Raw genomic sequence first — 14346 nt, forward strand, 5'->3', positions numbered from 1 at the left:
CTCGTAGCGCATCATCTCGCCTTGCCTCCTTGCGGAGACAACAACCGGCGCTCCCACATCCATCAGACACGGCCTAGCGCGCCGCCGCCAGCCTGCGCACCACCACGCCCGCGGCGTTCATCCCGAACGCGGAGGTGACGAACGCCACGCTGCCGTCAATCTGCGTGCGGTGGTCGCAGGTGTGGAACTCGTTGTCCTGCGGGCAGACGCAGAGGAAGCCGTCGGACGCGTCGTCGTAGTTCAGCGCCACCGGCTGGCGCCGCGTCTCGATGGAGTACACGGCGGTGATGCCCGTGTGGCGCTCCGTCTCCACGCCGTACTTGCGCTTGAGCAGCTTGCGGATGTCCTTGGCGAAGGGGTCCATGTGCGTCTCGCACAGGTCCTCCACGCGGATGGCCGTGGGGTCCAGGCGGCCCGCCGCGCCCATGGAGCTGACCACTGGCAGGCCCAGCGTCACGCACCGGTGCAAGAGGTGCAGCTTCGCCTTCACGTTGTCGATGGCGTCCACCACGAAGTCGTAGCGGCCCGGCGGCAGCAGCGTCTCCGCCAGCTCCTCGCGGTAGAACTCGCGCAGGGCCTCCACCTTCGCCTGGGGGTTGATGTCCTGGCAGCGCTGGGCCATCAGCTCCGCCTTGGACTTGCCCACCGACTTCACCGTCGCGTGCAACTGGCGGTTGGTGTTGGTGACGCACACGTCGTCGTGGTCCACCAGCGTGAGCCGGCCCACGCCGCTGCGCACCAGGCCCTCCGCGGTGAAGCTGCCCACGCCGCCCAGGCCGAACACCACCACGTGCGCGTTGGCCAGCCGCTCCATGGCGGTGTCGCCCAGCAGGCGCGCCGTCCGGTCGAAGCGGCGCGACAGCTTGAAGGGCTTCGCGAGCGACGTCGCGACGGCGTCCGAAGCGGCCGGGGAGGCGGGCGGCGCGTCGGTCTCGGCGGTGGGGGTGGGGGTGGGCTGCGGGTTCATGAAGGGCTCCTCTATCACGCGACGCTCGCCTACCGCGAAGGGGTGGGGAAAGCTTCCCGGAACAGGCGACGGGCGTTCTCGGTTGTCCGCTGGGCGAGCGCGTCCAAGGGCTCCCCCAGGGCCTGGGCCATCCCCGCGAGGATGTGGGGCAGGTAGCCCGGCTCGGAGCGCTGCCCCCGGAAGGGCGTGGGCGCCTGGTCCGGCGAGTCCGTCTCCGCCACCAGCCGCTCCGGCGGAATCACGCGCAGGGCGTCCAGCGGCTTGCGCGCCTCCGCCCAGGTGACGGGGCCCGCGAAGGAGAAGTGGCAGCCCCGCTGGACGTAGAAGCGCGCCAGCTCCGCGCCGCCGCTGTAGCTGTGCATGAGGATGCCCGCCTCCGGCCACGCCTCCGTCTTCAGCAGGTCGATGAGCGCGGGGTGGAGCCGGTGGCAGTGCATCAGCACCGGCAGCCCGTGCTTGCGCGCCAGGGCCAGGTGCCCGCGCAGCACCGCCACCTGCCGCTCCAGCGGGGCGCCGGTGACGGAAGGGCCATCCAGGCCGCACTCGCCCACCGCCACCGCGCCGCCCTTCGCGAGGAGCGCGTCCAGCCGCTCCAGGTTCGCGCCGTCGTCCTCGGCGGGGAGGTCCGGCAGGAACTGGGGGTGGATGCCCAGCCCCACCTGGATGCGCGCGTCCCGGCGCGGCAGCTCCAACAGCGGCTCCCACGTGTCAGGTCCTACTGCGGGAATGAGGATGCCTTGCAGGCCCGCGGCCCAGGCCCGTGTGACAACGCTGTCGCGGTCCGGGTCGAAGCGGGAGGCGTCCAGATGGCAGTGCGTGTCTATCATTGAGCACCCTTCTTCACAGAGCCGTTCAATCAGCGACAGGCTCGGATCATCTGCCCTTCAGGGCATCTCTGCTCACATGGATGGAAAGCTATGACCCGCCCCCTGACATGGGAGGCATGGGAATGACCAAGCGAGTGGTGTGGGGTGTGCTGTTCGGGGCGCTGGCGATTCTGGTCACGGGGTGTAGCGACGAGTGTGTCGATCGATTCGACTGCCGTGACAAGGGGACTCCGCCCGAAGGCCAGGAGTTCATCTGCAACGCGGATAACAAGTGCGAGCTGGTCACGATCAACCTCTCCCCCGAGGTGGACGCGGGGACGGAGGAGGACGCGGGGACGGAGGTGGATGCGGGCACGGAGGTCGATGCCGGCACGGAGGACGCGGGGACGGAGGAGGACGCGGGCACGGAGGTGGACGCGGGCGTCGACGCGGGCACGGTGGACGCGGGCATGACCGTGGGCAAGGGCGGCGCGTGCACCGCGTCCGCGGACTGCATGGCGGGCCTGCGCTGCGAGGCCGCCACCTGTCAGTCGCTCCTCATCGCCGTGACGGGCGTCGACGGGGGCACCCGGGCGCTGGTGACGGCGTTCGACGTGCCGGGGCCGATGTCGCTCAGCGCCGAGGGCGTCGCCAGCGCGTACCCGCGCTTTGGCCCGGGAGGCGCCCAGGTCGCCTTCGTCCAGGGGAACGTCACCGCCCCCACGGGCGAGCTCGCGGTGGCGGCGTTGCCGCTCGCGGCCGTGGCGCCCACGGTGCTGACGACCGGCACGGCCGCAGGCAACGCGCGCATCCGCTACATGGAGTGGGATCCCGGCAACCTGATTGCCTGGGTGCGCGGGGCGTCGGGCATCTCCACCATCGCGCCCACGGGTGGCGCGCCGACGCAGATCACCGTCAACGGCACGTTCCCGGACTTCGGCCCCAACGGCACGGACCTCGCGTACAACGTCTCGGGCACGGGCATCCTCGTCTCCCTCAATGGCGGCGCGCCGACTCCGCTGGCGGGCACGCCCACGTCGGCGGAGCAGCCGCACTTCAACCGCGTCACCTCGCAGCTGTTGTTCCTGGCCAATCCGGACAACCGCACGGTGCTCTTCGGGACGGAGTCCACCCCGGTGCTCCGGCTGTACTCGCTGCCCGTGACGGGCGGCGGCACCCCGACGCTGCTGGCTGACAGCACCTCCGAGGCCGTGGCGGGCGGCACCATCGATTCGTACATCGCGAACCCGAACTGGGCGCCGGACGGCAGCTGGGTGGCGTATGTGCGCGCCTACTACCAACTGGTCGGCACGGCGGCCGTGCTCTGTGGCAACGCCGCCGCGACCCTGTGCGCCAACCGCCCTGGCAACGTCATCTTCCTCCAGCACGTCAACACCGCCACCGGCGCGCCGGAAGGGGATCCGGTGTCCCTCAAGGAGAACGCCACGCTGCCGTCATTCTCTCCGGACGGCCAGCTCGTGGCCTTCATCCTGAGCGGCCAGCTCAACGTGCAGCCCATCGACACGACCACCGGTCAGCCGAACGGCGCGCTCATCACCCACCCGAAGGACACGTACACCGTGCTGACCAACGAGGGCGACGACCACCGCCCGCGCTGGCAGCCCCGCTAATCGTCGCCCCACAGAGCCCCGGCCACCGGGGCTTCCCGGCCCGTGTTCCCCGTTTCGCTGGGGAATGCGGGCCGTCGTTTTTTCGGGTGCGAAGCGTGGAGCCCACCTGTGCGAAGTGACGAACGCGGGCACCAAGGGGTCCGGATGAACCCGCTGGGCGCATCCATCCAGCGCACCCGTGGGTCCGGGTTCCAGGACGAAGAGAAGAGGAGGGGAGGGGGGCTCCACCGCGCTCCCGTGAAACGCGGCGACAGGTGGAGGAAGGCTGACAGCCGTGTCGCGACCTCTGGCGCCCGCGCGCTCCGTTTCCGGAGCACGGTCTGGGGCGCGCGAAAGGGGACGGCTGCTCTCAGCCCACGACGACGATGCGGCGGCCCAGCGCGCGGGCCATCTGCGGAGAGGTGACGAGCTCCAGCGCACCGCTCATCTCACCGCCCGCCGTGTCGAACGCCGCCGCGATGACCTCGCCCACGGTGAGCTGGGCCTTCTGGGCCGCCACGCGCGCGCGCTTCGCCGTGCGGCGCAGCGCCGGCATCACCCGCCGACCCTGCCGCCGCACCGTGCCACCCTTCGTCTTGCCTGCGGTCTGCTTCGCCATGGTTCCTCCCGCCACTTCATGCTGCGCGGGTGAGTACACCGTGGGTCTGACACCATGCAGGCGAGGTGCCAGGGCTCAGCCTCCCTGTCAGGTCCCTGAATCCAAGGGTTTCCCTGCCAGATGGTGGGTTGCCGAGGGGTGAAGGCGCCCACTTTCTTTCAGCCCTTCAGGGTCATTCCTCGTTCTGTCGAGTTTTCCGTTCAGCGAGTGCAGTGATTTCCACGCATCGTTCAATGGCTCGCACCTCGGGAGGAGCCCTGGGACACCCAAGGCTGGGTCAGGTGTCACCCTGTGGCCACGGTCCTGCGGCCAGGCGACCGCGGTCGTGTTGGGGCCGGCGGGGAAACGGGGTAGAGGGCGGACCGCCATGCGAGTCCAGGTCCTCTTCCACGACAATTGTTTCGACGGCGCCGCCAGCGCCGCGGTCTTCACCCGCTTCTACCGGGAGCGGGTGCGCGGGGACGCGACGTTCAGCTACCGGGGCCTGTCCCACAAGCCGGGGGCGGAGGGGATCGACCCGGCGGTGTTCACCGGGGACGAGAACGTCATCGTCGACTTCCGCTACAGCCAGGACGCGCGGCTCACCTGGTGGTTCGACCACCACGCCTCCGCCTTCCAGCAGCCCGGCGACGAGGCCCACTTCCAGCGCGACGCCAGCGGCCGGAAGTTCCACGACGCGCACCGCAAGAGCTGCACGCTGTACCTGGCGGACGTGGCGCGCGAGCGCTTCGGCTGGGACGCGTCCTCGCTGAAGGACCTGCTGCACTGGGCGGAAATCATCGACGGCGCGCAGTTCCCCAGCCCGCAGATGGCCGTGGCGCTGGAGGAGCCCGCGCTGCGCATCATGACGGTGCTGGAGGCCACCAAGGACGACACGCTCATCCCGGAGGTCATCCGGCGCATGCAGTCGGAGTCGCTCGCGGACATCGCCGCCTCGCCGCTCATCGCCGCCCCGCTGGAGCCGCTGCTCTTCCGGCACCAGCGCAACATCGACCTCGTGCGCGAGAAGGCCCGGTACGAGAACGGCGTCGTCCACTTCGACCTCGTGGACGAGGGCGTGGACAGCCTCAACAAGTTCATCGCCTACGCGCTCTACCCGGACGCGCGCTACACGCTGTGGGTGGGGAAGGGCGCTTCCCGCGCCAAGGTGTCGCTGGGCTCCAACCCGTGGAAGCCGGAGACGCGCAAGCACGACCTGGCCGCCATCGCCGGCCGCTACGGCGGAGGCGGGCACCCGGTGGTGTCCGCGGTGAGCTTCAAGGCGGATCAAGCCGACAAGGCCCGCGCCGCGTACCAGGAGATCCTCGCGGAGCTGTCCAGCGCGGGGTGAGCCCTCGCTCCGGCGCGTCAGGGGCGGGCGAAGAAGTCGAAGCCCGCCTGCCGCAAGAGCCGCACCACCGACAGCATGGGCAGTCCCTGCACGTTGGTGCGGTCCCCCTCCAGCTTCGCGAGCAGCGCTTGACCCCGGCCCTCCACGCGGTAGCTGCCCGCGCAGCCCTCCCACTCGCCGGTGTCCAGGTAGCGCTCCAGCTCCTCCGGGGGCACGTCGAAGAACGTGAGGCGCGTGTCCTCCGCGGTCTCCGTGTGGTGGCCGCCGGGCCCCACCAGGCACACCCCGGTGTGGATGACGTGGGTGCGGCCCAGCAGGCGCTTCAGTTGTGCCCGCGCCGCGTCCCGGTCCCGGGGCTTGCCCAGCACCTCCTGTCCCACCTCCACGAGCTGATCCGCGCCCAGCACCCAGGCGTCCGGGTGGCGCTCCTGCACCGCGCGGGCCTTGCGCACCGCGAGCATCCGCACGGCCTCCTCGGCGGACAGGTGGGCGGGGACCTGCTCGTCCACGCCGGGGGCTTCGGTGCGGTAGGGCAAGCCCAGGCCCTCCATCAGGGCCCTTCGCGCGCTGGAGGTCGATGCCAGGATGAGCGTTCGCATGGGAGCGACAGGGTAATGCAGCCGGAGCGGGCGGGGGACCCTTCAGGCGGGCAGGCACGTCCGCGCTTCCGGTGGATGGGGCGGATGCCATAGCCTCCCCGCCCATGTCGCGGCGCTGTCTGCTCGCTGTTTGTCTGCTCCTGCTCGTCTCCTGCAAGCGAACCCCTCCGGCGGCCGCCGACGCGGGGACGGATGCGGGCGGGCCGGACCTCGCCGCGAGCGCCGACGCGGGGAGGCCCGCCCCGTCGCTGGTGGACGCGGGCCTCCAGTCCTCGGTCGCGCCGCCTGACGACGCGGTGATGGGGGAGGTGCACCCGCTGGCGGTGTGCGACGCGCGGGGCGAGCCCCCCCTGGACGCGGCCCGTCGCTACTACGACGAGAGCCACTACGAGGAGGCGCTCTCCTGCGCCGCGCAGGCCGCCGCCCTGGAGCCGGACCTCGCCGCGGCCCACGCGGAGCGGGGCTCCGCCCTGGCCGCGCTCCACCGCGAGCCCGAGGCCCAGCTCGCCTTCGCCCGCGCGCTGGCCATCGACCCGGGGGACCCGGACGCGCTCCTGGGCGCCGCGCACCTGTACGCGGTTCAACTGCCCTCCACGCGCGAGCGGGACGAACTGGGGGCGCTCTACGCCGAGCGCGGCCTGTCCCAGCCCTCCACGCCTCCGGAGCTCATCCCGTCCCTGGCGCTGGTGGCCGCCATGGCCTTCAACGACCTGGGGCAGGCGGACCAGGCGCTGGACCGGGCCACCCTCGTCCTCGCCCGCGAGCCGGACAACCACGAGGCGAAGTACGAGAAGGCCCTGGCCCTCTTCGAGCTGTGCCGCTTCCGCGAGGCGAAGACGGCCTTCGCGTCGCTCCTGAAGGACAAGGAGCGCGCGGCGCACGCGCACCAGCACCTGGGGCTCCTGCTGGAGCGCGAGGGGCAGTGGGCGAAGGCCGAGGAGCACTTCGCGAAGGCCCGCGCGCTGGAGCCGGAGGACTTCCCCCCGCCGCCCCTGCCGTCCGCGGACGAGTTCAAGGCCCAGGTGACGCGGGCGCTGGCGGACCTGCCGGCGGACATGCGCCGCGACCTGGCGGGCGTGCCGGTGGCCACGGAGGAGATTCCGTCCGAGGACGACCTGCTCGCCAACCAGCCGCCCCTGTCCCCCACCATCCTGGGCCTGTTCCGGGGCCCGTCCCTCCAGGAGCCGTGCGACGGTTCGGAGACGCCCTGCCGGTCGGTGGCCCTCTACCGGCGCAACCTGGCCCGCGCGGTGCGGACGCCCGAGGAGCTGCGCGAACAGATTCGCGTGACACTGCTGCATGAAATCGGGCATCTGCGAGGGGAAGACGACGAGGAACTGGCCGCGCGCGGCCTGGAGTGAACCCCGACATGCCTTCCCTTCCCACCGCCCGGGTCAGTCTGAAGGGCGCCAAGACGCTGCGTCGCGGCACCCCCTGGGTCTACCGCACGGAGCTCACCGAGCCCCCGGCCACCGACACGCCGGGCGCGGTGGTCGCGGTGGTGGACCCCCAGGGGAACCCCATCGGGCAGGCGCTCTACGCCCGCCGCTCCCCGCTCGCCCTGCGGCTGCTCACGCGCAAGGGCCCCAACGAGGAGAAGGTGGATGACGCCTTCTTCATCCGCCGCGTGGAGGCCGCGCTGGCCCGCCGCGCGGTGCTCCCCGGCAGGGACGGCCTGCGGCTCGTCCACGGAGAAGCGGACCTCCTGCCCGGCTTCTTCGTGGACCGCTACGGCCAGGGCCTCTCCGTGCAGACCCTGTCGGAGGGAATGGACGCGCGCAAGGAGATGCTCGCGCGCGCGCTGGTGGAGCGCACGGGCGCGAGCCACGTGGTGTGCCGCGACGACGCCTCCGGCCGCGACTTCGAGAGCCTGCCCCGCGAGGTGCGCCTGCTGCACGGCGAGGGGGCCGCGCGCTTCACCTACCATGAGGGCGACACGCGCTTCGAAGTGGACCTCCTGGGCGACATGAAGACCGGGGCGTTCCTGGACCAGGTGGACAACCACCTGCGCGCGGGGGAGCTGGGCCGGGGCGAGGCGCTGGACTGCTTCAGCTACCACGGCGGCTTCGCGCTCGCGCTCGCGAAGCACTGCACGTCGGTGCTCGCGGTGGAGCAGGACGCGAAGGCCGCGGCCCGCGCCCAGGCGAACGCGGAGGCCAACGGCCGCGCCCACGTGAAGGTGGAGAACGCCAACGCGTTCGACGTGCTGCGCCGCTTCGACCAGGAGGGGCGCCGCTTCGACACCATCGTCCTGGACCCGCCGGGGCTGGCCAAGCGCCGCGAGGGCCTGGCCACCGCGCTGCGCGCCTACCACGAGCTGAACCTGCGCGCCCTGCGCTGCCTCAAGCCGGACGGGCTCCTGGTGACGTGCTCGTGCTCGGGGAAGCTGGACCGGGAGGGCTTCGAGTCCATGGTGCTGGACGCCGCCGCGGACGCGAAGCGCCCGGTGCAGATCCTCGAGCGGCGCGGCGCCGGGCTGGACCACCCGGTGCTCGCGGGCCTCGCGGAGACGGAGTACCTCAAGGCCCTCTACGTGCGCGCCCTGTAGTCCAGGGCGCGGGGGTGGGCCGCGCTAGGGAATGCCCAGGTCCTTGCGCAGCCTGCCCACGACCTTGAAGTACTCGGTGCGGGAGAAGCCCACGTTGAGGATGTGGAAGTCCTTCTTGGACAGGCCCACGCAGCCGAAGCAGTAGTTGCAGTCCTGCAGGTTCTTGCTCAGCACCACGTACGCGCTGCTGGAGCAGTTCTCGCTCTGCACGCAGTAGGCGCACGCGTGGCAGTTCTTGCACTCCACGCAGTGCGAGCAGTTGGTGCACAGCTCGCACCGGGTGCAGTGCGTGCACTGGTGGCAGCTGTCGCAGTCCTTGCAGAACATGCAGTTGGCGCAGCGCTGGCAGCCCTCGCACGCGTAGGAGCCGGGGTTGCCCGGGTCCACCGCGTAGCTCTTGGACAGCTTCTGGAACTGCTCCAGGAACTCGCGCTTGCCCAGGGACGACACGCCCAGGCGCGCCGCCTTCTCCTGCTCCAGCAACTCCTGGGTCGTCTGGGGCCGGGACCCCTTCTCCTTCACCGCCACAAACGCTCCTTGGACTCTGGAATCACTGCAGCCGGGACAGCCCGGCCAGGTCGATGCCTCGCGCCACCCGCCGCACCTCCACCGTGCTGGGGAAGCCGCGGCTGGTGACGGCCACCACGAACCGGTCACCCACCAGGAGGTTCGCCTCCGCGACGGCCTCGTCCGCGTCATAGCGCACGAAGCCCACCGCCTCCTTCCACTGGATGGGGGCCGTGGGGTCGCTGGCCGCGCGCCCCCGCGCCTTCTGCGCCGCCTCGCGGATGGCCTGCCCCAGCTTCAACCCCATGGTGGTGTCCACGATGCGCACCTTCACCTCGCGGCCCTCGCCCCGGGTGTAGGTGCGCTCCGCCTCCGACACCGACACGTCGCCGTACTTGCCCGTGGAGCCCGCGGTGGAACCCACCGTGAAGCCCTCCAGCGTGTCCGGCAGGAAGGGCGCCAGGTCCTTGAAGTACACGCACGGCGCGGCGGTGGTCACCACGTCGCGCGGGGTGGGAGAAGTCGTGCGTTCGCCGTCAAGGCATCCGCCGCCCACGCCGAGCGCGAGCATTGCGGTGGCCAGCCGTAGGAATTTGTCGCGCACGAACGAATCAAAGGGTATCCCTGGCCCGCGCGCAATGGACCTTTCGAAGCTCAATCCTCCTCAGCGCGAGGCAGTGCTGACGACCGAGGGCCCGCTGCTCGTGCTGGCGGGTGCCGGCAGCGGCAAGACGCGGGTCATCACCCACCGCATCGTCCACCTGCTCAACGAGCGGCCGGGCCACATCGTGGCCCGCAACATCCTCGCCGTCACCTTCACCAACAAGGCCGCCACGGAGATGAAGGAGCGGCTCATCCACATGGCCGGGCCGCGCGCCCAGGGCGTGCTGGTGTGCACCTTCCACGCGTTCGGCGCGGAGGTCCTGCGGGAGGACATCCACCGGCTGGGCTGGCCGAAGAAGTTCGCCATCGCGGACATGGGCGACCAGCTGGCCATCATCCGCCGCGCCATGCGCGAGAAGCGCATCGACGACCGCGCCTTCGACGCGCGCAAGGTCCTCACCCTCATCTCCAAGGCGAAGAACTCCGGCGAGGCGCCCCAGCCGAAGCCGGAGGGGCTGGGGGACGACTACGACCTCATCACCGCCATGGTGTTCGCGGACTACCAGCTGGCGCTCAAGGCGCAGGGCTCGGTGGACTTCGACGACCTGCTGGTGCTGCCCGCGCGCCTCTTGCGCGAGCACCCGGACCTGCACCGCAAGTACACCCAGCGCTTCCGCTACCTGCTGGTGGACGAGTTCCAGGACACCAACCACGCGCAGCTGGACCTGCTCAAGCTGCTCGCGGGCGAGGCGCGCAACGTGTGCGCGGTGGGGGACGACGACCAGTGCATCTATTCGTGGCGCGGCGCGGAGGTGCGCAACATCCTGGACTTCGACCGGCACTTCCCGGGCGGCAAGGAGGTGCGGCTGGAGCAGAACTACCGCTCCTCCCAGCGCGTGCTGGACGCGGCCAACGCCGTCATCGCCAAGAACCCGGAGCGCAAGGACAAGCGCATGTGGACCGACCGCAAGGGCGGCCCGCTGGTGAAGGTGGTGGCGTGTCCCAACGACGAGGAGGAGGCCCGCTTCGTCGCGCACGAAATCCAGAAGCACCTCTCCCAGGGCATCCCCGCGGACGACATCGCGGTGCTCTACCGCACCAACGGCCAGGCCCACCCGGTGGAGGAGACGCTGCGCGAGAAGAACATCGCCTACGAAGTGGTGGGCGGCAGCGAGTTCTTCGACCGCAGTGAGGTGAAGGACGTCATCGCGTACTTCAAGGTCCTGGCGAACCGGCTGGACGAAATCTCCCTCATGCGCATCGTCAACGTGCCGGCGCGCGGCATTGGCGACGTCACCATGGAGCGGCTGCACGCGCACTCCCGCGCGGAGGGCGTGACGCTCTGGACGGTGATGCGCCGCGCGGACACCTACGAGGACCTGCCCGCGGGCGCGGGCGGCAAGGTGCTGGAGTTCGTGGAGATGGTGGAGCGCTACCGCGACGCCTTCACCCAGACGCCCCGCCTGTCGGAGGCGACGCACAAGCTGCTGGAGGAGATCGGCTTCCGCGAGGCCACCCGCGCCAAGGCCGTCTCCGGCACCGCCGCGGACAAGAAGCTCAAGGGCGTGGACCAGGTGCTCGCGTCGCTGGAGAAGTTCGAGAAGCGCGAGGGCCCCAAGGCCAGCCTCCTCACGTACCTGAACCGCCTCAGCCTGGACACGCGCCAGGAGGAGGAGGACGTCCCCGGCCAGAACCGCCGCGTGACGCTGATGTCGCTGCACGCCTCCAAGGGCCTGGAGTACCGGCTCGTCTTCTTCCTGGGCATGGAGGAGGACCTGATGCCCCACGGCGGCATGCAGGGCGAGGCGCAGAACCTCGAGGAGGAGCGCCGGCTCTGCTACGTGGGCATCACCCGCGCCAAGGAACTGCTCTACCTCACCCGCTCCACGGTGCGCGTGAAGCGCGGCAAGGAGGTGCCCCGCACCCCCTCGCGCTTCCTGGAGGACCTCCCCCCGGACGCCTTCGAGAACGTGGACATGGACGCGCCGCGTCAGGGGCCCCCGGACGAGAAGGAGAAGAACTTCTTCGCCAACTTGAAGGAGCGCTTCAAGAAGCCCCCGCCCGGCAGCCCGGGTCCTGGCACTCCGGGCCAGGCGCCCTGACGCGGGCCGCCACCAAGGTCCGGATTCCCGGTCGATGTACGCCCAACCTTGACTTGATCGCGGCGTCCGACTAGGAGGGTCGGCCTTTCCGGGCTTCTGTCGGAGTTTTGGCAGAGGACCCGCGGTTGGTTTCGCACGAGCACGCGGCCTCTGGCATGCACCTGGGCGCCGCGCCGAAGTCTGGAGTGCACGAAATGTCGCAGAAGACCTACAGCGCCAAAGCTGGGGACATCAAGCGCCAGTGGCACGTCATCGACGTGTCCGACAAGGTGCTTGGTCGCGCCGCCAGTCAGATCGCCACCCTCCTGAAGGGCAAGCACAAGCCCACGTACACCCCGTCCATCGACACGGGTGACCACGTCATCGTCATCAACGCCGAGAAGGTGAAGGTGACGGGCACGAAGGAGACGGACAAGCAGTACTACCGTCACCCGTACGCCGGTTTCCCGGGCGCCCTGAAGATCACCAACCTCCAGAAGCTGCGCCAGCGTCACCCCGAGGACATCATCCTCAACGCCGTGCGCCGCATGCTGCCCCGCAGCGCCCTGGGCCGTCAGATGATGACGAAGCTCAAGGTGTATGCTGGTGACACCCATCCGCACACCGCGCAGAAGCCGGTGGCGTACAAGGTCGAGGCGTAAGGAACAGCCATGGCGATCAATCCTGAACTCGGTTTCTACGCCACGGGCCGCCGCAAGGAGGCCACCGCTCGCGTCTGGGTGCGTCCCGGCAACGGCGCTGTCGTCATCAACGGCCGCGACATCAACGAGTACTTCGGCCGTGAGACGTCGAAGATGGTGCTCAACCAGCCGCTGGAGATCCTGGAGCAGAAGGGCAAGCTCGACGTCACGGTCAACGTGCGCGGCGGCGGTCTCTCTGGCCAGGCCGGTGCCATCCGTCACGGCATCGCGCGCGCGCTGTGCGCCTTCAACCCGGAGTTCCGTCCGGCGCTGAAGAAGGCCGGCTTCCTCACCCGCGATGCTCGCGCGGTCGAGCGCAAGAAGTACGGCCAGCCCGGCGCCCGTCGTCGGTTCCAGTTCTCCAAGCGCTAATCGCGCTTGTCGGCCAGCGGTCCGGCCGCTCTTCGGCGGGGGTTTCCTTCGGGAAGCCTCCGCCGTCGTGCTTTGCGGGCTCGTGAAGGGGGCGTGCCCCGTCGCGGCGGGCGCGGGCGTTCTGCTACCATCCGGGCCCTCCCATGGAACTCAACGAAATCCTGCAGATCGCCCTGCGTGGCGGTGCCTCCGACATCCACCTGAAGGCGGGCCTGCCGCCCATGTTCCGCGTGGACGGTTCGCTGGTGCCGCTCAAGGACGGCCGCCGCCTTCCGCCGGAAGAGGTGGCGCGCATGGCGTTCGGCATCATGAACGAGTTCCAGAAGGAGAAGTTCAAGGTCAGCAACGAGGTGGACCTGGCCTACGGCGTGCCGGGCCTGGGTCGCTTCCGCGTGAACGTCTTCCAGCAGCGCGGCACGGTGGGCGCGGTGCTCCGCGTCATCCCCTTCAAGGTGATGACGATGAAGGACCTGCTCCTGCCCACGGTGCTGGAGAAGGTGTGCGGCGAGGAGCGCGGGCTGGTGCTGGTGACGGGCACCACGGGCTCCGGCAAGTCCACGACGTTGGCGGCGATGATCGACTTCATCAACTCCAACGAAACCAACCACATCATGACCATCGAGGACCCCATCGAGTTCCTCATCCGCGACAAGCGCTCCATCGTGAACCAGCGCGAAGTGGGTGTGGACACGATGAGCTTCTCGCAGGCGCTCAAGAGCGCGCTGCGCCAGGACCCGGACGTCATCCTGGTGGGCGAAATGCGCGACCACGAGACCATTGAAACGGCGCTCCACGCCGCGGAGACGGGCCACCTGGTGATGTCCACGCTGCACACGCTGGACGCGACGGAGACCATCAACCGCATCGTGTCCGCCTTCCCCCCGCACCAGCAGAAGCAGGTGCGCCTGCAGCTCTCCAGCGTGCTGCGCGGCGTGGTGAGCCAGCGCCTCGTGCCGCGCGCGGACGGCAAGGGCCGCGTGGCGGCGGTGGAGGTGCTGCGCGTCACCGCGCGCGTGCGCGAGCTGATTGAAGACAAGGACCGCACGAAGGAGATCCACGACGCCATCTCGCAGGGCACGGACTCCTACGGGATGCAGACCTTCGACCAGTCGCTGATGAGCCTGGTTCGCAACGGGCTGGTCACGTACGACGAGGCCCACCGTCAGGCCAGCAACCCGGACGACTTCGCGCTGCGCTTCTCCGGCATCAGCGGCACGTCCGACTCGAAGTGGGACAACTTCGACGCCAAGGCCGGCGAGGAGCGGCCCATCCCGGGTTCGGCGTCCTTCGCGCAGAAGGGGGCGCCCGCCCAGGCCCAGGCTCCCGTCCAGGCGCCGCCCGCGCCGGTGGCCCAGGCCCCTCGCCCCGGAGCGCCCATGGCCGCCCGGCCTGCGACGCCTCCGCCCGGTGTCGCGGCTCCTCGCCCCGCGGGGCCTCCGCCGGGTGTCGTCCAGGGACGGCCCCTGCCTCCGCAGGCGCCTCGTCCGCCCGCGCCCGCCCCGGTGCCCGCGCCCGCTCCGGCGGCCGGGGGCGACGACGACTTCCAGATCGAGCGCTTCTGACGCGCCCGAGGGGGCGGAGGAGCCGACAGCGGCTCAGGACC

At 70.4% G+C, this 14346-nt stretch carries 14 protein-coding genes; 8 read left to right on the plus strand and 6 right to left on the minus strand.

Annotation, left to right across the window (positions count from 1 at the left end; all coding sequences use genetic code 11):
- Positions 1–73 precede the first annotated feature (73 nt).
- Together FOF48_RS35100 and FOF48_RS35105 are read right to left on the minus strand one after the other, a co-directional pair.
- A complete protein-coding gene (locus FOF48_RS35100) occupies positions 74–967 on the minus strand; it encodes a ThiF family adenylyltransferase (protein WP_143909203.1) in 894 nt (297 codons plus the stop codon).
- A gap of 29 nt (positions 968–996) precedes the next feature.
- Positions 997–1794, minus strand: coding sequence for a TatD family hydrolase (locus tag FOF48_RS35105; RefSeq protein ID WP_143909205.1), 798 nt, complete (start codon positions 1792–1794; stop codon positions 997–999).
- A gap of 122 nt (positions 1795–1916) precedes the next feature.
- On the opposite strand from FOF48_RS35105, the gene FOF48_RS35110 reads away from it, so the two are divergent.
- Entirely contained in the window at positions 1917–3404 is a 1488-nt protein-coding gene (locus FOF48_RS35110) for a PD40 domain-containing protein (RefSeq protein WP_143909207.1), read from the plus strand.
- Between the two features lie 349 nt (positions 3405–3753).
- On the opposite strand, the gene FOF48_RS35115 is transcribed toward FOF48_RS35110, so the two are convergent.
- A complete protein-coding gene (locus FOF48_RS35115) occupies positions 3754–4002 on the minus strand; it encodes a hypothetical protein (protein ID WP_143909209.1) in 249 nt (82 codons plus the stop codon).
- A gap of 367 nt (positions 4003–4369) precedes the next feature.
- On the opposite strand from FOF48_RS35115, the gene FOF48_RS35120 reads away from it, so the two are divergent.
- Positions 4370–5332: a hypothetical protein gene (locus FOF48_RS35120; RefSeq protein ID WP_143909211.1), complete on the plus strand. Its 963-nt coding sequence runs from the start codon at positions 4370–4372 to the stop codon at positions 5330–5332.
- A 17-nt stretch (positions 5333–5349) separates the two neighbouring features.
- On the opposite strand, the gene FOF48_RS35125 is transcribed toward FOF48_RS35120, so the two are convergent.
- Positions 5350–5931, minus strand: a complete 582-nt coding sequence (locus FOF48_RS35125; protein ID WP_143909213.1) for a nucleoside triphosphate pyrophosphatase — start codon at positions 5929–5931, stop codon at positions 5350–5352.
- A 104-nt stretch (positions 5932–6035) separates the two neighbouring features.
- Here FOF48_RS35125 and FOF48_RS35130 point away from each other — a divergent pair, with 104 nt between their 5' ends.
- A complete protein-coding gene (locus FOF48_RS35130) occupies positions 6036–7292 on the plus strand; it encodes a metallopeptidase family protein (RefSeq protein WP_143909215.1) in 1257 nt (418 codons plus the stop codon).
- 8 nt (positions 7293–7300) lie between these two features.
- Positions 7301–8479 carry a class I SAM-dependent rRNA methyltransferase gene (locus FOF48_RS35135; protein ID WP_143909217.1) on the plus strand — a complete coding sequence of 393 codons (1179 nt, stop codon included), beginning with the start codon at positions 7301–7303 and terminating at the stop codon, positions 8477–8479.
- Positions 8480–8503: 24 nt separating this feature from the next.
- On the opposite strand, the gene FOF48_RS35140 is transcribed toward FOF48_RS35135, so the two are convergent.
- Positions 8504–9001, minus strand: a complete 498-nt coding sequence (locus tag FOF48_RS35140; RefSeq protein ID WP_143909219.1) for a caib/baif family protein — start codon at positions 8999–9001, stop codon at positions 8504–8506.
- Between the two features lie 28 nt (positions 9002–9029).
- On the minus strand, positions 9030–9590 hold the full coding sequence (locus FOF48_RS35145) for a hypothetical protein (RefSeq protein WP_255443026.1): 561 nt from the start codon (positions 9588–9590) through the stop codon (positions 9030–9032).
- 34 nt (positions 9591–9624) lie between these two features.
- Between FOF48_RS35145 and FOF48_RS35150 the strand changes: the two genes are divergently transcribed.
- The 4 genes from FOF48_RS35150 to FOF48_RS35165 all read left to right on the plus strand — a co-directional run bounded on the left by FOF48_RS35150 (position 9625) and on the right by FOF48_RS35165 (position 14305).
- Positions 9625–11691, plus strand: a complete 2067-nt coding sequence (locus tag FOF48_RS35150; protein ID WP_143909221.1) for an ATP-dependent helicase — start codon at positions 9625–9627, stop codon at positions 11689–11691.
- 194 nt (positions 11692–11885) lie between these two features.
- Positions 11886–12332: a 50S ribosomal protein L13 gene (rplM, locus tag FOF48_RS35155; protein WP_143909223.1), complete on the plus strand. Its 447-nt coding sequence runs from the start codon at positions 11886–11888 to the stop codon at positions 12330–12332.
- Positions 12333–12341: 9 nt separating this feature from the next.
- Entirely contained in the window at positions 12342–12743 is a 402-nt protein-coding gene (gene rpsI, locus FOF48_RS35160; protein WP_120526842.1) for a 30S ribosomal protein S9, read from the plus strand.
- Between the two features lie 143 nt (positions 12744–12886).
- Positions 12887–14305 (plus strand): type IV pilus twitching motility protein PilT, encoded by a 1419-nt coding sequence (locus tag FOF48_RS35165; protein ID WP_143909225.1) that lies wholly within the window; start codon positions 12887–12889, stop codon positions 14303–14305.
- Positions 14306–14346: the final 41 nt, after the last annotated feature.

It is taken from the genome of Corallococcus sp. Z5C101001, assembly GCF_007352635.1.
In the GTDB taxonomy this organism is placed as follows: domain Bacteria; phylum Myxococcota; class Myxococcia; order Myxococcales; family Myxococcaceae; genus Corallococcus; species Corallococcus silvisoli.

Bases quoted from the DNA above. Each gene is read 5' to 3' on its own strand.
- FOF48_RS35110 (WP_143909207.1), top strand. From the start codon at position 1,917: ATGACCAAGCGAGTGGTGTGGGGTGTGCTGTTCGGGGCGCTGGCGATT.
- rplM (WP_143909223.1), top strand. From the start codon at position 11,886: ATGTCGCAGAAGACCTACAGCGCCAAAGCTGGGGACATCAAGCGCCAG.
- FOF48_RS35135 (WP_143909217.1), top strand. From the start codon at position 7,301: ATGCCTTCCCTTCCCACCGCCCGGGTCAGTCTGAAGGGCGCCAAGACG.
- rpsI (WP_120526842.1), top strand. From the start codon at position 12,342: ATGGCGATCAATCCTGAACTCGGTTTCTACGCCACGGGCCGCCGCAAG.
- FOF48_RS35120 (WP_143909211.1), top strand. From the start codon at position 4,370: ATGCGAGTCCAGGTCCTCTTCCACGACAATTGTTTCGACGGCGCCGCC.
- FOF48_RS35105 (WP_143909205.1), bottom strand. From the start codon at position 1,794: ATGATAGACACGCACTGCCATCTGGACGCCTCCCGCTTCGACCCGGAC.
- FOF48_RS35130 (WP_143909215.1), top strand. From the start codon at position 6,036: ATGTCGCGGCGCTGTCTGCTCGCTGTTTGTCTGCTCCTGCTCGTCTCC.
- FOF48_RS35150 (WP_143909221.1), top strand. From the start codon at position 9,625: ATGGACCTTTCGAAGCTCAATCCTCCTCAGCGCGAGGCAGTGCTGACG.
- FOF48_RS35115 (WP_143909209.1), bottom strand. From the start codon at position 4,002: ATGGCGAAGCAGACCGCAGGCAAGACGAAGGGTGGCACGGTGCGGCGG.
- FOF48_RS35165 (WP_143909225.1), top strand. From the start codon at position 12,887: ATGGAACTCAACGAAATCCTGCAGATCGCCCTGCGTGGCGGTGCCTCC.
- FOF48_RS35100 (WP_143909203.1), bottom strand. From the start codon at position 967: ATGAACCCGCAGCCCACCCCCACCCCCACCGCCGAGACCGACGCGCCG.
- FOF48_RS35125 (WP_143909213.1), bottom strand. From the start codon at position 5,931: ATGCGAACGCTCATCCTGGCATCGACCTCCAGCGCGCGAAGGGCCCTG.